The sequence below is a fragment of the Paraburkholderia sp. J69-1 genome, assembly GCF_905220255.1.
GTDB lineage: Bacteria > Pseudomonadota > Gammaproteobacteria > Burkholderiales > Burkholderiaceae > Paraburkholderia.
In genome coordinates this window covers 112,930-134,325 of the sequence record NZ_CAJMZG010000026.1, presented here as the reverse complement: position 1 = coordinate 134,325, position 21,396 = coordinate 112,930, and the positions used below count along the sequence as shown (strand labels likewise).

Genomic DNA, 21,396 nt, shown 5'->3' with positions numbered 1-21,396 from the left:
ATTGGGGCTAACCAGATATCTGAGGCCCGTCGCACACAAATTGTGGATGCGCGCGTCTTTTGAGCTATCGCACGTTCTCATTTGCAGCGCTCCCATGCCACTGAAGCGCCGCCACTTGAGAGACGTGAGGCTACGCTGCCGATAGGTAAACTTGTATTTGTCGACAACACGGCGGTAGTCCATGCTACCTGGCTTGACAGGAACGGTATAAACATACAGTGAAAATAAGGCTCGCAACCAGCAAGGGAATATACTCAAATCGCATAATCACCGTGCGCGACAGCAATATTTAGTCGCCCATAAATTACATTTATCATTCATATTTATTTCATTTCTGTAAAATTAACTGTCTTCTATTTTTTTCAAAAAACCTATCAATTCAGTGTATTGTCCCAAAGCCTGAATCGTCATATTATTCGAAACGAAAGTAAAAGCGAAAATTTAGGGAAAGAAATGGTTATGGGCGTACAAGACCTATTCTCGCTCGTTTCGTCGGGGATTAGCCAGCAGGACCGCCTGCTGAAACTGGACACACCTCTCGGGCCTAACGTCCTGTTGCCTCAACGTGCGCTTGGGCACTCACGGATTGGTCGAAATTACGAATTCACGGTTGATGTCTTGTCTCTCAAAGACACGCTTGAACTGAAGACACTCATCGCACAACCCGTAACATTGTGGATTCAGCAAAACGACAAGTCTTATCAACCGCATAACGGTTACGTCCATACGGTACGCAGGCTGGGTTCAGATGGCGGAGCGACCTGCTTTCAGCTAACGTTTTCCTCTTGGCTTCATTTCCTTAAATTCCGGAAGGATGCAAGAATCTTCCAAGAATTGAGCACCGAGGACATCCTCACCGCGATATTTAATGAGCACCCGCAGGCGCGCGGTGCCTATCGCATCGCAGTCCGCCGCCCCACGCCCGTGCGTTCCTTCTGCATTCAGTACGAGGACGACTGGAATTTCGTTCATCGTCTGATGGAAGCCGAAGGCTTGTTTGGATATTTTGAGCAGTCGCTCGACGGTAAGTCGCACACTTATGTCGTTACCGACGACGTTTACTCACTTGCTCCAATGTCGCCGAAAACGGTTGAGTTCGCACGTATTGGTGTACATAGCGAAACAGATGCATTCCTGCAATGGACCGGCACACGCACGCTCCAGAGCGCGACTTACACAACCAGCACGTTCGACTATAAGAATCCGCTCGCGCAGAAAGGCACGAGTTTTCCAACTATCGGCAATCAAGGCTCGCTTCCCGAACAAGCGGAAGTCTACGAGTACACAGGCGCGTACAGCTATCTTGAGAGCGACCGAGGCGACCAGCTTACAAAGCTGCACCTTGAGGAATGGGAATCGAGAGCAAAGCGATTCGTCGGAGTTGGCGGCGTGCGCCGCGTCGACGTTGGCCAGTATTTCACTCTCTCGGGCCATCCTGAACATGACCATGATGCGTCTCAGGACCGTGAATTCGTTGTCATTGCCGCCGATTGGTACATCGAGAACAACCTACCTGCTGGAAACACCCATCCTTTTCCACAAGGCCTGCAGCGCCGCATTGCAGGAGTCCGCGCAGACTATGAGGCCATCAACTCTTCACTGACAAGCAAAGCATCGGACGGTAGCGAAGGTTTCTTTCTCGTCGAAGCAGAAGTGCAGCGCCGGAGCGTCCAGTATCGTAGTCCGTTTGAACATCGTAAGCCGCAGATGCAAATACAAACTGCGACCGTGGTCGGACCGCCGAACGAAGAGGTCTATACCGATTCGCTCAATCGCATCAAAGTGCACATGCATTGGGACCGGCGAAATCGTGGAGATGCGAACTCTTCGTGCTGGGTACGCGTGCTCTTTTCCGACTCCGGTAGCGGCTACGGCGGCGTCCATGTACCTCGCGTGGGCGAAGAAGTGGTTATCGCGTGGCTTGACGGTGATTGCGACCGTCCGCTTGTGACCGGGAGGCTCTATAACGGGGCCACAAATCCACACTGGCATTCGAACGGGCTACTGTCTGGATACAAGTCAAAAGAATACGGTGGAACAGGCTACAACCAGCTCGTAATGGATGATTCCAGCGGTCAGAGCCGTGTCCAGCTTTACACCACTAGCGCGAACGCCGCACTGCATCTGGGATATCTCGTTGACCACACTGGCAATCTGCGAGGCGACTATCTAGGAAGCGGCTTTGACCTGACGGCGGACTCGTTCGGCGCCGTGCGAGCAGCGCAGGGACTTTTCGTGTCGACAAACTCGCGCACCGGCCTTGCGACGCAGCCCCTTGACGCCCGCGAAGCTAATCAGCAGTTGCTTAGCTCCGAAAGCGTCATGGATGCCCTCTCTGAGGTGAGCACCCAACACAGGGCGGAGTCATTGCTCGAGGGAAAAAACGCCCTGAAGAATTTCACTGCTGCAACTGAGCACGACCTCGACGGAGTGGGTACAAGTGGCCAGACAGATGGTGGAGGTATTGGCAGCGCAAAGGGCTTCAAGGACCCCGTCATGCTGTTTTCAAGTCCAGCTGGTATTGCACTGTCAAGCGACAAATCGGTGCACCTGTCTCCAGACCAGCAGTTGAATCTTGTGAGTGGTCAGAGCACGCATCTCGCGACGGGTAAGTCATTCATCGCGAGCGTCAAGGAGAAACTGAGCCTCTTTGCGCAGAATGCTGGAATGAAGCTCTTTGCGGCGAAGGGAAAGCTGGAATTGCAGTCGCACTCCGACAACATCGAGTTGACCGCGCAGCAGACCGTCAAGATTCTATCGACCACAGCAAAAGTCGAGGTGGCATCGGCCAAGGAAATCCTGCTTACGAGCGGAGGCGCATACCTGCGCATCACCGATGGCAACATCGAGATTCATGCGCCGAATTCGGTCTCCGTGAAAGGTGCCGACAAAGTCTTCGCAGGCCCGGCAAGTACCAGTTATCCCCTGCCGGACCTGCCTACTTCGTCGCCGGTTCCATTCAGCCAGAAACTTGTCTTCCGCTCCTCTGAAGATGGAGCCGCCGCAAGCGACGTCAAGTACGCGCTTTACCCACATCAGGACGAACCCGACGGCAACGCGCAGAAAGTTATCTCGGGTACTTCGGCGGCAGACGGGTCAGCCCGACACCTGAATCCGGAGGAAACCGAACATCTCACTGCACTCTTTGGCCAAGGCGAATGGGAAACCGCCTGGAACCTCAACATCGACCGTGAAGATGACGTACCACCCGCTAGCGTCGTGCACGACGAAGCATCCGAACTCGCTTGAACATGACCGACCAAGCCGATTACACCGTTCAGCCCGGCGATACGCTCAGCGCCATTGCTGCAAAGAACAATACGAGCGTAAGTCAATTAGTCACGCTCAACAATATTGACAATCCCCGGCTAATTTACCCTGGGCAAAAACTGAAGCTCAAGGCGTCTAACACAACTGAGCAAGTCAACGACGCAGAGAAGTTTTTCAGCGAACTGTGGATTCGCGTAACGGATGCAAACGACAAGCCTATACCCAACCTAAAGACGACAGTCGTCACATCATCCGGAGAGCATGAGCACGTCACCGACAAGAACGGCGACATTCCAGCGGTTCGCACGCTCACGCCAGATGAAAAAGTACACGTCTACGTCTTCAAGCTAGACGGCGGCAAAAAGAAGGTTGCCGAGTTGAAGCCCCCATCGGGCACACATCAACCCATTGTTCGCAGCCCGAAGGCGAAGGTCAGCATCCCGCTGCGTGTACACGAAGGCGGGGCCGACCATCAACCGAGTGCGCCGGTGCCCCTGGCACCGGCGGAAGTGCAGCACAATCGAGACACCGCGGGCAATCCAGTGGTGAACGTTGGCGTCGAATGCCCGAACAGCCACAACCTGCGCCTCGGTGCGAATATGAAGTATCGTGACTACATCGTCAAAGCATCCGAGCGCAGCGGGATTATTCCGCAGGGAGTCGCGGCGCTTATCGAGGCAGAAGCGGGAAAGATGCCCTCCATCCATGAACAAGTACCCGTAATTTCAAAGAAAACGCACAAGCCAGTTGTTGTCAAAGGGAAACCTTTGATGAAAACAATCCGAAAGCCGAATCCTGAGTGGGACCCGTCAGTCGTCAACTCCATTGGCGCTGCTGGCCTTACGCAGTTCCTTCCGACCGCGTGGCTGCAGGTCGCAGACTTGCCGGACTCAGCTTTACATCAGCGCTGCGCCGAACTGGCAGCTCAGCAGGGTGTTCACCATCTCACGCAATCGCAGATTCTGCACCTGCGACTCGACCCGGAACTATCCATCCTGACTGCTGCTGACTACGCAGCGTCAAATATTAGAGTGTTCGCTGACGACGGCTTCCACGTGGACTCCGTCACTGGCCCGAGTCGGGCAAAGCTCGGATATTTTCTCCACCATGAGGGTACAAGAGGTGGACGCGAAATCATCCGCCGTACGCTAACGGCAACAAGAGCCCTGAAACTGCTCCGCACGCAGCTGAAGTCGTCGGGGTCAGATGGCACGGCAGAGGCCAACGCGTACATGGCTGACCATAACGTCCACGGCGCCGAAGCTTACATAAAGTGGATTTACGATTACGTCGACAAGAAAATTAACGCAAAGTATTTCGCTTGCGACCCAAGTAAAATTGATGAACCACTTCCAATGGAAAAAATCGAAGCACTTTTGAAATGAGCGAACGGACCATGAGAAAAATCGTTGCCATCGCAGTCCTCGCATCGTGCGTGTGCGCCATCGCACAGGCCAAACCGGTGACATACAGTTGTTCTGCGACGAAGAACACTGTGGAGCACTCTCTTGACATTAGCGTAGACGGCGACAAGGTGAGCGACTGGAGTTACTTCGCCGCTACGCCCGCAGGTGACTCTTCGTTGACCTGCTCCCTCGACTCAACGGACGGTAAGGAGTCTGGCTCAACGGCAGGCGTACAGAGATATATAACTGACTCCGGCAATGTCACCGTGACAAAAGAAGGCAAGTCCTTCGTGTTCGATTTTTCGAAAGTTCGTATCACAGACGTATGCGGTCAGTCCTCTGCAATGGCGAAGCACCTCACCATCACGCCGGGCTCGAAGCGCTGTACAAACGTGGCAAACGCGACTTGAATCGAACATAGTGACCTAGAATCCGGCTGCGGACCGGTCCAGTTCGCAGCCGCATAGTTTGCGTAGCGAGTATCGAAACATACGCTGCACATCTGTCGGTCCAACAACAAATAACCGCCTCATCGTAGAACAGGGAGTACCGGGCATTTATCGGCATGCTCACGCAGCCACACTTCTCAGCAATTCACCGGCGAACGTTGTGTTGCCCGCATCATCAGACTCAAAACTAAGGCGCTTGCATGAGGAACCCGACGGGTTATCAAAGCGGACCGTGTTCTCGTGGTCGAAGTAGCTACTGGCGGTCGACCCGTCGTCGAAGTGGGCAACGCAACGCATACCGTAGAGCCGACCCTGGTCAGCCACGCTGAATTCGATGAATTTCGGTTGCTCGTCGAGCGGTAGCTTTTGCCCACTTGCGCTATAGCCCATCGTAGCCAGCGCATCTGACTCCATAGTCATGACCATGTCTGACTGGGATGCAACTAGCTTAGGAGGCGGTTCGCATTTGCATAGGCACACGTCATCTTCGAGCGCGACCTGCTTTCCACTACAAAACGTCATTGGCATGTAGGGCATAACGTTGGCAATCTTGCCCGTCGAGTTGCAGGCAGGACAATGAACCTCTGCACCCACGTAGGCAAGTGGCAACCCACCACTAGTCATCGTTGGGTCACCGGCCAATACCACACCGTTCTTCGTAGTCTTGTCGCCCTGGACAATCATCTTTCTGCGCATTTCATGTCTCCGGTCAATTACCCAGGCCAACTCTCTGCACGGCCAGCAGTTCGGGTTCGAGAGCGCGCCAAAAATCTCGCGCCAAGCTCCTGCATTGCCAGCGCCAAACATTGTTACCGACTCGATAGAAGAAAGATGCGTTTCGACGCGCCGACATGTGGCTTACCAGCGAGACTACCTCATCAGGGTCCCACATTAGCCATACTTCTGGTGCCGGTGTCATCACAGCGCCGCTCAAGGCTGGGGCTACCTCATTGAAAAGCACTTCCTTGAGCATGGACATCGACATGCTCGAGCAATGTCGAACCAACTGTTCAGCCACGTAGTGGTAATCAACTACGTTATCTACGAACATCAGTGCCAAGGTGCACCAACACTCCTGGCGCATTTCCTGGCTCACCGTATCTGCCATTTCATGTATTCCTGAAGCTCTTCCTGATACAGGTCATTAGCGCTCCCCGCTGCAATGGCGCCGGCCATACTTCCCAGCACTACAAGCGCGTACGCACACACCGGCGCCCCCGGACCACATAGGCTAGCAACGGCCGCGTCCGCAAGCACGCCACCAAGCAGTGAACCACCGATTATCGCCCCTTGACGGTTGACCTCGGCAACCTTGTCCGTTGCCGTCGCGACACTGTAAATCGCAAGAACCGACGTCATCAGGAGAAACACCTTTCCGCGCACAGCCCAACGTCGAACTTTGGTCGTCATCTGGACGCTGTCCCGTCCGCTTGCGTCAATAATGCCGTAGAACACCTTTGCTCTCTGCTCTGCGGTTAGAGTGTCGTACACGCTTTGCCGCGTGCCAGCGACAATCTCATTGACATACGCCTTCTGCTCGGCTTGCTTCAGCTTCGTGAATCCCTCAACGTTCTGCATGCAGCTGTAGCGCTCCAGCAAAAAGCGTTTCGTAAGCCCGTCTTTCTTGTAGCGCTCGGCAACCGCCAATCCTGTCGCAGAAGTCGCGGCGCGAGTCTCTTTCATTATCTGATTACGCATCATTTGCGCAAACCGGACGCCCTCCTCCACGCCAACGTGGCCAGCAGAGATTTCTTCCCTGACCATCTTTGGAATTTCTCCAATTTGACGCAGATATTCTTTGCGGGTAGAAGAGTCTTGAATGTACGAGACAGCGATGTATTGCGCCGCACTCTCGAATTCCTTCAAGGCTTTTTCCAGAAGGCTGTCTAGCTTGTGCTGTTGATTGACCGGGTAAGGGCCGGTATACGTCAGTGCATCATCATCGTCCTGAGCGATAGCGGGGTATTCATGCGGCATCACGACTCCAATCTATGTCGGTGACGTGATGATATATGAGCAGAACCAACTCTAAAGTTCTTTGTTATAACTTGATAACTGCCAATGCGAATTGATTAAAAAAACGCAGAAGCTTTGCCCCACGAGTTGGTTCATGAGTTGTTAGCTGGCGACGGCTGCACGGAATTCAGCATGTATCCATCAAAGCAAGCTGCGAACTGTAGCCCTCTCTGGCCTCTCAACCGGCGCGGACTCGTCGGCACCGCCACGTCTCTGCGCTGAAACAGGCGTCACACTTTACCCTGAACTGCTGATTTGCGAAGCGCTTACAAAGGAAAACGGCCGTCCGAAGACGGCCGCCCCATCATCTACATAACACTGCACCGACCAACATCAACACCGCAAGCACGAAGCTTGGCATTCCGCCATCTTCCTTGAGTGCATGCCCCAAAAGTCGACATGCAACGGTCAAGCAGAGAATGCAAAGGAAATATTGCTGCATGAGATTGCTCCAAATGTTCCAGGTCCCCTGGTGAGGACGTCCTGGTGGAACGTAATGAGAATCAGCGAGCAATAAAGGCAGGCCAGCCTACATCGGTATTACACATTCTCCGGGCTGGCTACGGATGGAGTGAACACAACAAACTTGTTTTCGGGGCTCTATATGAGAAAAGGCAACCGTTCGGAAGTTGCGCGGGAGTTTGCTCTCTAGGCGGCCTCACGACTCCCCCATTCCGCCATGCCATCGCGCTGTGGCTCACAAGCTAAGCGTAAGAGTTCAGTAGCGTTTGAATTGAGTGCGAGGCTGACACCGGAAGGTTGCTACCACTAAACGAGCGTGCTCTCTCAGATGCTAGAGTTCGTTAAATAAGTCTATTGCGAAGCCGACGTCGTCTTATTCTCTTCAAAAACCCAGTTCCTGGTTTCCGCGTCGATTGCTTTCATACTTTCTGCCGACTTCTGAGCTGTCTCGAAGCAAGCCAAGATGTCGTTTTTCGAACACATTTTCAAATTCTGTGCTGAAATCATTTGAAGCGCAATCGAGCACGCTCGAACCGACAGCGCCGGACTCGTGTGAGGTTCTTCGTTTGCGACCTGACGAGCAAATGGTGCGACCTCGTCGATGGCTAACGTCCAATCACTCATCAATTTCAGCCCTCCCTTGGCTTGCTTTTCGCCCAACCCAAAATTGTCCTTAAAATCGACCGCAATCGCACTTACCGTAAGTACAAAAATACAGGCAGCCACAACATAATCCTTCGTTTCCATTTCGCCATTCAGGTGGTCGAGAATTCCCCGAACTATCCACATCGCCGCAAGCAGGACAAACAGACCTGGGGCCGAGAAGTCCGGGATATTTTCCACCAAGGCAAGGAACGAAGTCGCTGCGTGCACTCCTGCTTCTTGTTGCTTTGCCCAACCGTCCAGATACATTGAGGTGAGGTTATCGAGGTCGCAACTCAAAACTGGCACCAGCGGTGGACGAAAACCGGCAGCCACTAGAAGGTGTCATGAACTTTCGGCCAGACCTGGTAGCCTGGCAGGATGAAAAAACGCAGGCCTTACCCAACGGATGTGTCAGATGAGGAGTGGTACTTCGCCGCTCCATACCTGACATTGATGAACCAAGATGCTCCTCAGCGTCGCTACGAATTGCGCGAGATGTTCAATGCCTTGCGCTGGATTGTCCGCGCTGGTGCGCCGTGGCGTCTGCTGCCCAATGATTTTCCGCCGTGGGAGACGGTCTACCAGCAGACGCAGCGCTGGATTCAGGCAGGCTGTTTCGAAGCCATGGTCAACGACCTGCGTTCGATTATCCGCGTGGCGCAGGATCGCCGGGGTCAACCCAGTGCAGTCATCCTCGATGGCCGCACGCTTCAGTCGACATGCGAGAGCGGTCCACGCGCAGGCTATGACGGGTACAAGCGCAAAAAAGGCAGCAAGGTGCACATGGCGGTGGACACATTGGGGCAACTGCTTGCGGTGCATGTGACGCCGGCCAACGAACAGGAGCGTGCACAGGTCGGGGAACTGGCGCGACAGGTCCAGCACGCCACGGGGAAGACTGTGAGAATCGCGTTCGCTGACCAGGGTTACACCGGTGAGGGGCCTGCAGAGGCCGCGCGCGACGAAGGCATTGAGCTTCAGGTGGTCAGGTTGCCGGAGGCGAAAAAGGGCTTCGTACTGTTGCCGCGTCGTTGGGTGGTGGAGCGTAGCTTCGGCTGGCTCAACCGCTTCCGTCGACTGGCGAGAGACTACGAGCGATTGCCCGAAACCTTGGCTGGTTTGCATTTCGTCGTGTTCTCCGTCCTTATGCTTGTCCACTTTGCAGCCCTTAACAAAAGTGCATAACACCTTCTAGGCGCGAAAGCTGTCTGTACGTACGACCGCGCATCGAGCCGCGCGAGGATGCAGTAGGTACCGACACCGTCATCAGTTACTCCAACGCATGCGTGCACGCCCGCTCGCACTAGCCACCAAGGAGGATCGAGTCGCTCCCAATTTGGCGTGATAAGCGTCAGCGCAGGTGAAGACGTTGGACGAGAAACGGTTTCGCCGATCTCGGACAACTGCTCAGCGAACGCTTTAGATGTGTCAGTTCCGATGCCGACCATTGCCGTTTTCCTACTCGTCAAGCGGTGCGAGAATCCACGCACCATGTCGTTCCCGATAGATCTGCAGCCCTTCGCATGCCAATTCCGCGTTCAGCCAAGCTGGCACCTTATCGCTCAGCTGCGCAGTAACCACGTCGCGTGCATTGAGCAAATCACGCAGCGAAACCTCAAGCGCGTCGAGACGCGCTCGTCTGAGGAGGTCTGCATCACGTGCCATCGTTTTCCTATGACTCGCTAAGATAAATTCGCCACATTCCTCGGGAATGGCCCTCGCTCCAGAAGCCTTCCAGAATTGGACTCCCAAGTGCTCGATGCAGCGTCGCACGACCGTCGACAACTGCGCAGTCGAGTACGTAATGGCCCGGTCCTTCGGCCTTACCGCGATAGGCCACCACCCCTTCGCCCTCGTACTCGACAACGATCGACTGATCATCAATTTTGACGGAACATGGCCAAATTTCCGAGGGACGCGAGTCCCCGTAAAACGTTTTCATGCGGCAATCGAGGTGCAAGACAGGCAATCCTGTGAACCGACAATAGTGTTTGACACAGGGCTCCGTGTTCAATCAAGGACATAGCATCGCGGTCGAGCTGGCGCTATGCGAATAGAGTTTGATACAACCGCCTCCACGCACAAGTTGCCATCGACCTTGCGACAATAGTGTTTGACACAAACATCGCCGCAGATGCCGATCCGACCATGCTGCGCGGCTCGCTTGACAGCGTGCCCAACGGGTTTCTGTGTCAAACACTATTGTTTTGTGTCGAACTATTTTGTCGCTTCACAAATCCTAAAATTGGCGGTTCGATCATTTCAACGTCCGCTCCGTTTTCCGATCAGTTGGTCGTGGCAATTGCTAACAGCGACTCACCAACGGGATGCTGCGCGGCACCGAGGACGAGCGCCGGCTTTCGGAGCTCGGCGGTATCTATCGTTAGTCCGGCCGCGATCGCTGACGCCACGGCGTGGTTAGTGGCAGGCTCCCCCGGTATATCAGACGTCAAGGTTGGCCACCGTCTAATGAATGCGTCGCACGCCATTCTGGCATCGTCGTGATGTGTTGCGCCTGCAACTTTCATTTTGCCGCTCACGAACGCCTCCCAGATGAGTACCCCCCCGTTCATCGCGAAACTATCTACATCGACGGTCGCAAGTATTGACCCGGCGACACCGCGAATGCGAGAAAGGCAGTATGGCATCAGCACAAGGGCGGCACCGAGAGCCCCGCACCCTGCGCCTGCCGACCATGCTCTATTGTGCGTCCTCTCAACACCGCCGCGCGCACTCGTAAGTGTCGTTAATTCCGAGCGCGCCGGCGTCCATATCGGTGCTTCGAACCCAATAGCTGCACGTCCGGCCGAGAGGACGCAGGCACCTAGCCGGTCCAATGCCGCATCAAGATCCACACCGGTTCCATGCGCTCCGTCCGAACTGGCCCATCCGATGTTCCTGTAGCTTCCGACGTCAATACAGAGCACATATGGCGGCTCCATTGAGGCTATGTCCATGCGCCATTCCCCCTTTTTCTGTTTTCCGTTGTCTTAGAGCAGCACGAAGCCTTGATGCTCGCCGTACTGCTCAAGTGCCGCCTTAGCTCGTTCAATAGCTTCGGCTAGATCGGTCTGGTTTGCTGCGTCGTTCGCATCCGCTGCGCTGACCAGGTATTGCAGCGCCGCGCCTAGCGCGTTTCGACCGTCCAGGAGACGGCAATAGTCAAGGTCGCTGATTTCGATCATGTGACGGCCCCTATCGCGCTCGCGAAACTTCATGTTCATCTGATACCACTTCTGTGTTTTCCGTGCCGCTTAGTCGTTAGCCCATTTATGGGCGTATTCGCATACGCGGGTAACGGTGAAACCGCCAACTACTGCTACGACAGTCAGTTTCCACCAGGGCCACGTAGGCAACAGCCGATCCGCAATCGCGTGAACTTCAAGCACGCGAAGGAGGGCAGTTCCGAGACCGACGATAGCGGCCACACAAGCGGCAAGCGCGATGAGTGTCGCCAGAAGTCCAATGACGGGCTTGTAAATCGGCGTGGGGGGAAAGACGGGCAGCTTTGGGTTACGTTTCATTTCCGTTTTCCGATGGGTTTAAGTGGCAACCTGAAGCACGTATTGAAGCGCCGGTTTTCCGCTCACCTCATCAGTTATCTCCTTCGGCTCGCCGAATCCTATCTTTTCGGCCACCCGTTGCGAAACAGCGTTATCGGTGCCTACGACCGCTTCGATGCAAAACTTCTTCATGCCTGCGCGCCCGAAACCGTGTCGCATTTCGGTGATCGCGGCAAGAACTAGGTTTGAGGCAAAGCCTTGCCCCCTATATGCGGGAGGCACCGCATAGCCTAGATGGAAGCACGGAACGCCCTCGATCGGCTCGACAACGACAAAGACACCAAGCGACGTGACCGTCTCGCCTTCGAGGCGCACGTAGGTGAAGCGAGGCTCACCTTCGGGATGATCCAAATGGACAAATAGGTCGCGGTCCAGCTCACATCTCTCTGGTACCAGCAAGCCGTCGCGGAAGGCGTCTTGGAATGCTCTGAGCGTGTCGGTCGGATCAGTCATTCGCGGCGAATCGTTGACACGCTGGTTGGCTTGCGCTATTCGCTGGTCCCGCGATCCTCGTTGTCTTGCTTGTCCCATGCTTTCCCTCTTTTTCCATTGATTTCTTACGCGAGCAGACCATGTTCGCGGAACAGCGCTACATATTCTGGATCGGCATTTTGAGCGCCGCCGCCCTGTTCGAACGGACTTCGTACCGAAGGCGTCACAACTCCTTCTTCTCGGAACAGGGCCGACACAGCGCAGTAGTAGCCCCTGCACCAATCATTGTTTGAGCGCGCATCGGTCAAAGTTTTACGCTTCGCAGCCATTCGTTTTACTAGTTTTTGACGTTGCCCCTGACAATGGTGATTGCGTATTCCAAATCGCTTCTCTGTTGGCGCAAAACCTTCAATCTATCCGGGTCAGGATTTCGTTGTGCGTGTAGATCAGCGAGGATCGCATCGATCCTTAGCAATCTGCGTCGCAAGCCGCCGTAGCCGCTTTTCAGCAGGCGGAAGCTCAACTTCGACCGACGATACAGAAACGGTATCGCTGCTAATCGAATCGGATTGTACGAGACGCTGCCGCGTCTTCGCTTACCAGACGGCGCGCGGCTGTCGCGGAACTAGCATCCACCACAACTTCGGCATAGACGACATGACGTAGATTTACTCGGAATTGAGGAATGCTGTTTTCTGTGTTACGGCTTGGCAACTACGCCGTCACCGCGCCGCAGAAATTCAACTGCCCGATAGCATGCCCGCGACGGGTTCGAGTCATATGCAGCAGCGGCCCCTTTGCCATCAGACAGATAGATTGAACATCCGTAGTTCTCACCCGGCTTGCGCGAGACCAGAACGCTTGCCTCAGCATGATCGAGCGGCAGCGCAAACCCGGCGAGAGTCGCGCCGAACTCTTCGGCCTCGTGCATGCGAATAGCCTCTGCTTTCTGGGTACGTTGCGCGATAGTCTCCGCCTGCACCTCTTGCACGAACGATGCTGCACTCGCCAGAGCGACCATCAAAACGATTTTTTTCATCTGGTGCTTTTCCTGTTTTCCGTTGTTAGCTTTTACGTGCCTTACTGCGTTGGCTCTGCCTCAATCCTGCACCGATGACAAGCAATGCAACGCCGATGATGAGCAAGCACAGCGGAAGTCGCATGCCGAGGATGACGCACTCGGACAGCGCATTGAAGATCGATTCGAAGACAGCATCGTTAGCAGACGAGCCAGCGACGAACAGCACCGCAGCGCCAACACAGCCACCGCGATTGCGCCGAGCATCAAGCCGATGGCTACCAGCGAAAATGGGTGCATGCTGGCTTGGGTCATGGCAGTAACCCCATGCCCTACAGCCGAGATACCAGCGGCCAATGCGTTCGATTTACTCATATCACTTTCCCTCGTTTTTCGAGTCAATCCACCGAGAACGAGACGACCTTGTGCCAAGCAATGTCATGAGGCCAGTTGCCGGCCGCCCATGCCTGAAGCGCCCCCACGAACAGCAACACCGCAAGAAACGCCAGCACGCGCTGGTTGCGCTGCCGAATCGCGACGAACATAACTTCTACTCCCGATGGTCATTTCGCCGACATCCGGTCGGCTTGCGGGGCGCTCGTACGCCGGACGCTTTCCTAGATGCTGCACTGATTATTTGACTGCGTTAGCCTTGGCGAGATTCAGCACCGGAACGAGTGCCAACTGGAGGACACGGTTGATGCGGTCCTGAACGTCGAACGCTGCCTCCATGAAAGCCTGGGGCGCATCTGGCTCACCGTCCGCAAGAATGGACTTCATTTCTTCTACCAGTTCAATGACTTCATCGAGTCGTTCACTGCATTTATTGCCGATGGCTACGAGGTTGCTCATGATTCTCCTTCTGCGCGCTCTCAACGCGTTCGGTTCCGATGATTCGCGCTTTTCCGTTTTCCGTTGTGTCAGTCACCCCGCAGGGCGTCTAGGCGCGCGGCCTCGGCGTGCTGAGAATACTGAATCGCGTTCGCCGGGTCTTCTTCGGCCATTTGTTCAAGTCGCGTGGCGATCCACTTCAACGCTTCGCTGCGTGTGGGATGGTCGGGATTCTTGTCATCAAAAAATCATCCCTGAGTAGAATCCGCTTAGCATGTTCTTCGCTGTCAAAGCACTCACTCCAAATTCCGGCCCAACGCCCCGAGTGAAGTTCGACCAACTTGTAGACTGTTTAATCGCCGCGAACTCTCTGCGCCAACTCTGCGCAGAACTTACCTTCCTTCTTTCTTCCCCGTTTTCCTACTTCTTTACCAGTCGCTCGATCAGAGCGCGGATGCGTTGCTGCTCTTGCTCAGGCAAGTGAGAAAAGTGCAGCCGTTGTCGCCGCAACAGATCCCGAAACTGAGCGATAGTCAGATCGGGGAACAGCGATTGCCGCAATCTTTCTTCTTCCGGATCATCCTTCACATCGGTCGTGTTCATAAAATCACCTCCGTATCAGGCCCCCGCCGTTTTCCGATGTTTTTTTGATGCTCGAGTCAGCTTCTATTTTAGTATCACCATGATACCTTCCAAGAAGCTTGTCGTACTTCTTCGTCAAGCCTTCCCGATGAACCAAAAGAAGCCCAACAAGCATCCTCGCAGTCTGGTCGGTAATGACCTGAGCGCCGGTCGCAATGCGTTTTACGCTCACCTCCGACAAGCCGAGCGCTGCGGCGGTTTGGGCATGCGTCCATCCCAAATCCGCTTGTATTTCCTTGAAGTGTTCTGGCTTCACTGACTGCCTCTAATCTCACAGTACGTTAGTAGCATGATGATACGCATTGACTTGAGGGAAAGCCATTGAATAGCGTATCACCATGATATCGTCGGTCGAGGCAGTTAATTGAGCCGATTTGTGCGCTTACTTCGGCGTGTTACGAGAGCGCTTGCGCTAAAGGAGGCAACTTGGCCAACAACCCCGGTGCATGGGGTTTCCTCGGAAAAACCCACAGGCCTCTGACTCGATGGCAACTGGCGCGGCAACGATCTTCATAATTTTCGGACGTTTTGCTGCGCCGATTCGAGCAAAAGGTCATGGTTTTTGTATAGCTTTCGACTGAATTCCTCAAAAAAAAACCGCTACCACCAACGGTGGAGCGGGTTCGCTTGCAAAAAATGTCGATTGACGAGGCGCGTTATGACGCAGCGACGACCGAACCGCGGCGCGTACGGCTCTGGATAAGCCCGCGCCGCGCAGCTTCACGGAATGCTGCATTCACGGTGTTGAGGTGAAAACCCAGGTCATCCGCGACGTCACGCTGGGTCGGAAGCAGGTCACCGGAGCGGAAGATCCCCGAGGCGATTGCCAGTTCAATCTGGTCGGCGATTGCGACGTACACCTTGCCGCGAATCAGCGCAAAGTCCGGCCGCCAGCACCTCGGATCGGCGCCGGCCCGCCCTTGCACGTCAGGTACGCGCGCATTTTCGGTAACGTTGGGATGTGACATCCGCGTATCCTAACCCCTATGGACAGTGAGGTAACGTGACCAGTCGGCCCCTCCCGGCAACGTAGCGATGAACGCCGCGAAGGAAGCGCGCGTGGGCGCAAGCACAAGCGTTGCATCTTTTGCGATCGCATCCGCCAGCCGCAGCGAGTCGGCAAGCGTCCCGGTGTCGGTTGCCAGTGATGATTTCAACACGAGCGAGACGAACCGTGCTGCGCGCGCCGAGCGGCCCGCGTCAATGATGCCCGCGATGGCGAGATCCGCCTGGGCGCCGATGTCGGCGTCCGCGTATGCGTCGGCTTCCACGACCGCGGCGTCAATGAGGCACCGGGCGATGTCCATCGAAAAATCACTGCATGTGTAGGTCATGACGATATCCTGGGATTCAGTCTGGCCGTCCTAGCTGGGAACGGCCAAACCAGGAGATGCCCGGCACGCCTGCGTCGCCGTCCGCGTCGTGTGTGCGGTGGCGACGATCTGACGTCGCATGGCATCTCCTCATATAAAGAGCGAAGGCCCTGCTCCGGGTGGGAGACAGGGCCTTCGTTACGTTGGTGCGATCACCCGCGTCAGCTGCACGACTTCGGATGGTTCACCGGAAAGACGATCACGCGGCCGTCGTCACAAAGGCGGAAGTCGCCCTGCTCGCCCTTCGGCGAGTGGATGACGATCAGCGGGCGTTGGACCTGCGGCTGCATGGCGATCTGGGAGCACGCGCCGAGCGACGAGGTGCCGGCCGCTGCAACGAGCAGCATGAAAAAGTTCATCATGAGATGGATTCCAGAAGGAAATAACGGGAAAGAGGTACCGCCCCGGGTGGGGCGGCGCAATGAGATCAGGCCGCGAGACGCGGCGCTGCCGGGTCGGTCACGGAAACCGTGATCCATTGACCGTCAACGAGGACATCGCGCAGGCGCGAGCCATTCAGGGTGTAGACGTGTTCGCGGCCGCCACGCGGGGAGGCTGCACGCACGGACATCGTGTTGGACAGAACTGCAAAGTATTGCTTGTTAAACATGGTTGCTCCTCGGGATTGAAGACGAGGAGCGCCCCTTGCTGGGAATCGCTCCCCACAAGGGTTAAAAGAAAATTCACGCAGCCATTGCCTCGACGTCGATGACGGCGTCCGCCTCGAGAACGAGGTCCGTTGTCTGCGAGATGAAGAATTCGCGCATGTAGCCCCCCTGACGGAGAACCTCGCGCTTCATCTTCATGAACTGCACCTTGCGTGCAGGATCTAGCGGGCCGTCCGATTCGTCGCTGAACAGCGTCTCGTACGGCTCTCCCGCATTGCGCGCGAGATAGAGAGCGATGCCCCGTGTGAGGCACTCGTTGATCCAGACCTTCTGCCCACCCGACATCACCGATACGGCCTTGGTGCTGTCGTTGTCTGCGTCATGGACAAGGATTTCGAAGCCTTCGCGCAGATCGCCGCTGGCGATCGCTCGCTGCGTGCGAATCTCGACGGTGAAACGCGGGCCGTAGCACGCAAGCAGCAGATCATTGACCGTCTGCGTGAGCGCTGGGCCTGCATCGTCGATGGTCAATGCAACGAGGCCATCGTTGCCCAAGCCCTTTGCAAGCAGCTTCCAGTGCGCGATCTCGTCGGACAGACGCTCGGCGCGCGAGCGCGTTGCGTCAAAGCCGTCGAGTTCCGACTTCAGGGTTTCGCACTGTGTTTCGCGCGTTGCCTGCTGCCGGATAAGCGCTTCGATACGTGCATCGAGAGCCGCGCTGGCCTCCCGGTTTGCGACGATCTTGCGATCGAGAGCAACGATAGCGGCCGTGACATCGTGTGCCGCGAGCCGGGCGGCTTCGGCAGCGATATCCCGCAGTGCAGCCTGCAGGCGCGTGGTCTCCGCCGCCCGATGCTCGCCAACCTGCGCGAGCTGGGCATCGGTGCTGGCCAGTTCTGCCCGGGCTTCGGACAGACCGGTTGCCGCCGCTTCGAGAAGTGGCCTGCGCGCAGCGAGCGCGGTGGCAACCTGAAGATCGCCCCGTGCTTTCGCCAGTGCGGTGTTCGCAGCGCGCAGTGCTTCACGCTTTGCGACCAGAGCAGCAGCGGCCGGCATGAGCCGTTCCACAAGAGCCTTGCGCTCGCGATAACTCGCGCGAAGCTTCTCGATGGAAATACGTTGCTCGCCCGCTTTCGCGGACGCATCGCGCGCCTGCGCCAGCAAGGGACACGTCGAGTGCATGGCGTGGCCCGCACACGGAACCTGATCGATCACCGCAGCCTGCTGTTGCAACGTCGTCAGCAAAGCCGCCTGCGACTGCCCCTGCGATTGCACGCTCTCCAGCTGCGCCTGCGTCTGGGTCAGTGCCGACTGCTTCGGCTCAAGCTCTGCGATCTCGGCCTGGAGCGCGGTGACACGCGCCTCTTCCCGGCCGATAGCCAGTTGAGCCTGATCGCACTGCACCTGCGCGCCTTCGATCTTCGCGCGTTGCAACAGCGTGGCGTCGTGAGTAGCGATGCTTTTCACAAGCGCCGCGCGACGCTCATTAAATCGCCGCACGAGCTCGTCGGCCTGCGCAGCAACGCGCGAGAGCGACGTGTTGACCTCGTCGCGCTGCTTCTCGAGTTCCCGCAGGCGCGCCTCGGTCGTTGCCGATTCAGCCTGCTTCGCAGCCAGCGTGGCGCGCTGTTGCGTGAGCGTTTGCACTTCGGCTTGATGACCCTCGCGCTCACGCTTCGCAACCGCGATCGCTTCGATGTCCGCGGCGATCGCCCGCTGCGCAAGCGCCAGTGCTTCGCGTTTCTGACTCAAGGCCGCCAGTTCGCGCTGGATGCCATCGAGATTCACGCCAAGCAGTTTTGCAACCTCGGCAGCTTTCGCCGAACGAGCGCGAAGATGGTCGATGTGCAGCAGCTCCGCCAGCAGCGACTTGATCTCACCGGTGTTGTACGACGCGAGCGGCCGCCGGTTTTGCGCTGAGAATACGCTCGTGAAGAACGATTCCAGTGAGCCACATACCGACTCGACGCAACGATCGTACGTTTCCGCTTTGCCATCCGATTTCGTTCCGTCCGGGGCCGAAAACGGCTGCCAGAGGCCGGCCTGGTCGCGCCACGCAAGGAAGTACTCAGCCTTGCCGGTCTTTCCTGGTTTGCGGAACGCGAACGTCGAGCGATAACGCACGTTGGCGTGCTCCCATTCGAGGATCTTCTGCGCCTGTGGCGCGCAGAGGTGATCCCAGTACGAGAATGCGTCGACCGACAGCTTGGCTGAGTGCGAAGGCATGATCCGGAACGGATGCAAGTTGTCCATAAGCGTGGATTTCCCCGCGCCGTTGGGTCCGGTAAGCGCAATCAGGCCGGCGGGCAACGATTCGAGATCGAGCGTGACGCTCTCGCGCTTCATCCCGTCTCGAACGCCATGAAAGCCTTCGAGGGTAAGGATCAGCGGTCGCATGGGAAGCCCTCCTGCAGCGGCACGTCGTGCAGGTAGTCGGACGGCAGCCACTGCACATCATCGTCATCGGGAAACGACGAGGACATGACGGGATCAGCCGGTGCGACGGCAGTCTGCACCGCAGTTTCCGCAATGACTTCAGCGGGTACGATCGAACCATCGATGGCCCGTTCGAGCGCCGTGCAGGCCGCGCGAAAACGCGTACCCGCGACCTTGAGCAACTGCTCCCAGCTGTCGCACCCACTAAGCGCCTTCAACTCGCGCGCCGACCACTGGCTCGCATAAGCGTTGCTGTGCGACCAGAGCAGATTCGTCATCTCAACGTCGGGCGCCACGACGAGCTCGGGCTCGGCGGCGTGTTCTTCATGCACCATCACGACGAAACCGTGACGGACTGCGAGCACGGCTCCGCGCGCGGGACCGTAGGGTTGATGGAATAGCGCCGCGGTGAAACCTGCATGCTTCACGAGAAGCTGCTGGATTTCGCGCACGGGCGTTTTTGCATTGAAATGCTGGACCCAGTCAGGGCCAGCGGGATAAAGACCAAACATGGGCACACTCCAGAGAAAGACGACGGAGTGCGCCCCCTTCGGGAGATCGCTCCCCGTCAGGGTGAAAAAGAGAATGGATGCAGCGGTGCTGCGATCGATGCGCGAGGGGCGCGGGGTGAACCTTGTTCCGGCAGGGCACTCTGTTGGGTTCCAGAATGCCCTTTCGGGACACGGCAATGTCCACGAGCGAGCGGGCCGTACGGGCCCCGCTCGCGTGATGGCGGCGTGATTGAGTCAACCAGACTCACGCCGCGAACAGATCGCCTTCCAGCCAGTCGACGCCTGAAGCGTCAGTTGGCTGCGCGCGCCTCGGCTCCAGCGTCTCGATAGCAACATCCAGAGCGGAGTTGTCGACGAGCACGAGCGGCGCGGCCGAGGGTGCCCCAATCGACACCCCATCCAGTCCAGCGAGGATGGTTTGTGCGATCGAGTTGGCGTCGCCCGCTTCGAGCAGTTGAAGGCGCTCGAGCAGCGGTGGGGCCTCTACGTCCGTCAGCTCGCACCAGCGCCCGAGCTTCGCATCGACCGATGTTTCCAGGCTGATGCCCTCGGCGCGGCTACGCACAACCGGCAGGATGCGCGGCTCGATCTTCACGCCGGGGGCGTGTGCAAACATCGCTTCGATCGCGGCACGATCCACCGACTGCCGATGCTCCTCATCGACCTGCCAGCGAACACGCACGAACGCGTCGCCGGACTCTGCCGCGAAGTTCGCGAGCCGGTCCATATCGGGCGGACCATCGAAGTCGATGCAGAGCATGCGACGCGCCGGCGTGGGCACGAGTTCGGCTTTCGCTGAATGGGTCTCCACATCCCATAACAGGTAACCTTTGTCGCCCTGCTCACCGTAGTGAAAGCGGCCGATCGACCCTGGATAGGCGATCAGTTGCCCGGCCCGCTCCCACGACTGGTGTTTATGGATGTGCCCGAGCAGAAACGCCGAACACTGCGCGTCGAACAATGCCGAGAGCGAGAACTCATGATCGAATCCCGCCATCGTGACGCCGTGTTCGGTCTCGCAACCCACGACGGTGCCGTGAGAAATTCCTACGGTCGGGATACCCGCATCACGCAGTCGCGCATTCACGTTGCCGGACGCCGCCAGATACATCGCGAGCACGTCGCCAAGATCCGTCGCCGCCGCAAGCGCGCCAACGCTCGCCGCGAACTGCCCCTTGTTGATCGTCGGCAGACAGGTGAATACCGCTTCAGGTTGCGTCGCAACGACGTCTGCGAATTCGTCCTCGTTAAAGACCGCGCCGTTCGACGCGACGAAGCGGCCCTGTGTATACGCGACCTGCTGGATGCGATTTGCGATGAAGACAGGGTTGACCGAACCCAGCAAGCCGAAGATGTCGAGCGTGCCGGGCGGTTCGTGCGAAAACGTCCCCTGCAGCATGATGACTGGCATGGCCGCGGCGAGCCGGTGAATCTGGCGTGCGAGCGCGCCAAGCGCAGGAGAATGCGCATCGAGCCGGTGGTCGGTCGAATCTCCCGAAACGATGGCTACGCGCGCACCGCGCGCGATCGCATCACCGACAGCGAAGCCGAAGCAGCGATCCGCTTCGTCCAGGCGCTCAGGTGAGTAATGCAGGTCAGAAAAATGGGCAATCTCCAAGATGCACCTCCGTAAACGAAAAATGGCCGCCATATGGCAGCCTCAATGAGTGGATCCGCAGGAAGCGGTTCTAAAAGTGATGTTGCGAATCGAGCGCGTCGCGCATCCGCATCAG

The 21,396-nt window shown here is 56.9% G+C and carries 24 protein-coding genes; 4 read left to right on the top strand and 20 right to left on the bottom strand.

The window, feature by feature from the left end; all coding sequences use genetic code 11:
• On the bottom strand, positions 1 to 183 hold a 183-nt coding region (locus U5A67_RS34950; protein ID WP_321959791.1), incomplete at its 3' end, for a hypothetical protein.
• A 276-nt stretch (positions 184 to 459) separates the two neighbouring features.
• Between U5A67_RS34950 and U5A67_RS34945 the strand changes: the two genes are divergently transcribed.
• The 3 genes from U5A67_RS34945 to U5A67_RS34935 are packed head-to-tail and all read left to right on the top strand — an operon-like array spanning position 460 to position 5,086.
• Positions 460 to 3,249 carry a type VI secretion system Vgr family protein gene (locus U5A67_RS34945; protein ID WP_321817926.1) on the top strand — a complete coding sequence of 930 codons (2,790 nt, stop codon included), beginning with the start codon at positions 460 to 462 and terminating at the stop codon, positions 3,247 to 3,249.
• 2 nt (positions 3,250 to 3,251) lie between these two features.
• A complete protein-coding gene (locus tag U5A67_RS34940) occupies positions 3,252 to 4,655 on the top strand; it encodes a LysM peptidoglycan-binding domain-containing protein (RefSeq protein WP_321817925.1) in 1,404 nt (467 codons plus the stop codon).
• An 11-nt stretch (positions 4,656 to 4,666) separates the two neighbouring features.
• Entirely contained in the window at positions 4,667 to 5,086 is a 420-nt protein-coding gene (locus U5A67_RS34935) for a hypothetical protein (RefSeq protein WP_321959790.1), read from the top strand.
• 159 nt (positions 5,087 to 5,245) lie between these two features.
• On the opposite strand, the gene U5A67_RS34930 is transcribed toward U5A67_RS34935, so the two are convergent.
• From U5A67_RS34930 to U5A67_RS34915, 4 genes are all read right to left on the bottom strand, one after another.
• Positions 5,246 to 5,821: a PAAR domain-containing protein gene (locus U5A67_RS34930; RefSeq protein WP_321817924.1), complete on the bottom strand. Its 576-nt coding sequence runs from the start codon at positions 5,819 to 5,821 to the stop codon at positions 5,246 to 5,248.
• A gap of 13 nt (positions 5,822 to 5,834) precedes the next feature.
• A complete protein-coding gene (locus U5A67_RS34925) occupies positions 5,835 to 6,233 on the bottom strand; it encodes a hypothetical protein (protein ID WP_321817923.1) in 399 nt (132 codons plus the stop codon).
• Positions 6,218 to 7,102, bottom strand: a complete 885-nt coding sequence (locus U5A67_RS34920) for a hypothetical protein (RefSeq protein ID WP_321817922.1) — start codon at positions 7,100 to 7,102, stop codon at positions 6,218 to 6,220. The genes U5A67_RS34925 and U5A67_RS34920 overlap by 16 nt, the downstream gene beginning before the upstream one ends.
• An 852-nt stretch (positions 7,103 to 7,954) precedes the next feature.
• On the bottom strand, positions 7,955 to 8,581 hold the full coding sequence (locus U5A67_RS34915; protein WP_321817921.1) for a hypothetical protein: 627 nt from the start codon (positions 8,579 to 8,581) through the stop codon (positions 7,955 to 7,957).
• 45 nt (positions 8,582 to 8,626) lie between these two features.
• On the opposite strand from U5A67_RS34915, the gene U5A67_RS34910 reads away from it, so the two are divergent.
• On the top strand, positions 8,627 to 9,433 hold the full coding sequence (locus U5A67_RS34910) for an IS5 family transposase (RefSeq protein WP_321817920.1): 807 nt from the start codon (positions 8,627 to 8,629) through the stop codon (positions 9,431 to 9,433).
• A 1,805-nt stretch (positions 9,434 to 11,238) separates the two neighbouring features.
• Here U5A67_RS34910 and U5A67_RS34905 read toward each other — a convergent pair.
• The 15 genes from U5A67_RS34905 to U5A67_RS34835 form a co-directional block, all read right to left on the bottom strand.
• Positions 11,239 to 11,472, bottom strand: coding sequence for a hypothetical protein (locus U5A67_RS34905; RefSeq protein ID WP_321817918.1), 234 nt, complete (start codon positions 11,470 to 11,472; stop codon positions 11,239 to 11,241).
• Between the two features lie 318 nt (positions 11,473 to 11,790).
• Positions 11,791 to 12,264, bottom strand: a complete 474-nt coding sequence (locus U5A67_RS34900; RefSeq protein ID WP_321817916.1) for a GNAT family N-acetyltransferase — start codon at positions 12,262 to 12,264, stop codon at positions 11,791 to 11,793.
• Between the two features lie 679 nt (positions 12,265 to 12,943).
• Positions 12,944 to 13,282 (bottom strand): hypothetical protein, encoded by a 339-nt coding sequence (locus U5A67_RS34895; RefSeq protein ID WP_321817915.1) that lies wholly within the window; start codon positions 13,280 to 13,282, stop codon positions 12,944 to 12,946.
• A gap of 25 nt (positions 13,283 to 13,307) precedes the next feature.
• Positions 13,308 to 13,490: a hypothetical protein gene (locus U5A67_RS34890; protein WP_321817914.1), complete on the bottom strand. Its 183-nt coding sequence runs from the start codon at positions 13,488 to 13,490 to the stop codon at positions 13,308 to 13,310.
• A 169-nt stretch (positions 13,491 to 13,659) separates the two neighbouring features.
• Positions 13,660 to 13,806, bottom strand: coding sequence for a hypothetical protein (locus U5A67_RS34885; RefSeq protein WP_321817913.1), 147 nt, complete (start codon positions 13,804 to 13,806; stop codon positions 13,660 to 13,662).
• An 88-nt stretch (positions 13,807 to 13,894) separates the two neighbouring features.
• Positions 13,895 to 14,113 carry a hypothetical protein gene (locus U5A67_RS34880; protein WP_321817912.1) on the bottom strand — a complete coding sequence of 73 codons (219 nt, stop codon included), beginning with the start codon at positions 14,111 to 14,113 and terminating at the stop codon, positions 13,895 to 13,897.
• Between the two features lie 399 nt (positions 14,114 to 14,512).
• Complete coding sequence (locus U5A67_RS34875; RefSeq protein WP_321817911.1) at positions 14,513 to 14,695, bottom strand: hypothetical protein; 183 nt, start codon at positions 14,693 to 14,695, stop codon at positions 14,513 to 14,515.
• Between the two features lie 4 nt (positions 14,696 to 14,699).
• Positions 14,700 to 14,990 carry a hypothetical protein gene (locus tag U5A67_RS34870; protein ID WP_321817910.1) on the bottom strand — a complete coding sequence of 97 codons (291 nt, stop codon included), beginning with the start codon at positions 14,988 to 14,990 and terminating at the stop codon, positions 14,700 to 14,702.
• Between the two features lie 400 nt (positions 14,991 to 15,390).
• Positions 15,391 to 15,702 carry a GntR family transcriptional regulator gene (locus U5A67_RS34865; RefSeq protein ID WP_321817909.1) on the bottom strand — a complete coding sequence of 104 codons (312 nt, stop codon included), beginning with the start codon at positions 15,700 to 15,702 and terminating at the stop codon, positions 15,391 to 15,393.
• Between the two features lie 9 nt (positions 15,703 to 15,711).
• Entirely contained in the window at positions 15,712 to 16,068 is a 357-nt protein-coding gene (locus U5A67_RS34860) for a hypothetical protein (RefSeq protein ID WP_321817908.1), read from the bottom strand.
• Positions 16,069 to 16,268: 200 nt separating this feature from the next.
• The gene (locus tag U5A67_RS34855; RefSeq protein WP_321817907.1) at positions 16,269 to 16,469 is read right to left on the bottom strand and encodes a hypothetical protein; all 201 of its coding nucleotides are present in this window, start codon (positions 16,467 to 16,469) and stop codon (positions 16,269 to 16,271) included.
• 65 nt (positions 16,470 to 16,534) lie between these two features.
• Positions 16,535 to 16,717, bottom strand: a complete 183-nt coding sequence (locus tag U5A67_RS34850; RefSeq protein WP_321817906.1) for a hypothetical protein — start codon at positions 16,715 to 16,717, stop codon at positions 16,535 to 16,537.
• Between the two features lie 73 nt (positions 16,718 to 16,790).
• Positions 16,791 to 19,112, bottom strand: a complete 2,322-nt coding sequence (locus U5A67_RS34845) for an SMC family ATPase (protein WP_321817905.1) — start codon at positions 19,110 to 19,112, stop codon at positions 16,791 to 16,793.
• Entirely contained in the window at positions 19,100 to 19,663 is a 564-nt protein-coding gene (locus U5A67_RS34840) for a hypothetical protein (protein ID WP_321817904.1), read from the bottom strand. Before U5A67_RS34840 ends, U5A67_RS34845 begins: the two co-directional genes overlap by 13 nt.
• 244 nt (positions 19,664 to 19,907) lie before the next feature.
• The gene (locus U5A67_RS34835) at positions 19,908 to 21,281 is read right to left on the bottom strand and encodes a metallophosphatase family protein (RefSeq protein WP_321817933.1); all 1,374 of its coding nucleotides are present in this window, start codon (positions 21,279 to 21,281) and stop codon (positions 19,908 to 19,910) included.
• Positions 21,282 to 21,396 lie beyond the last annotated feature (115 nt).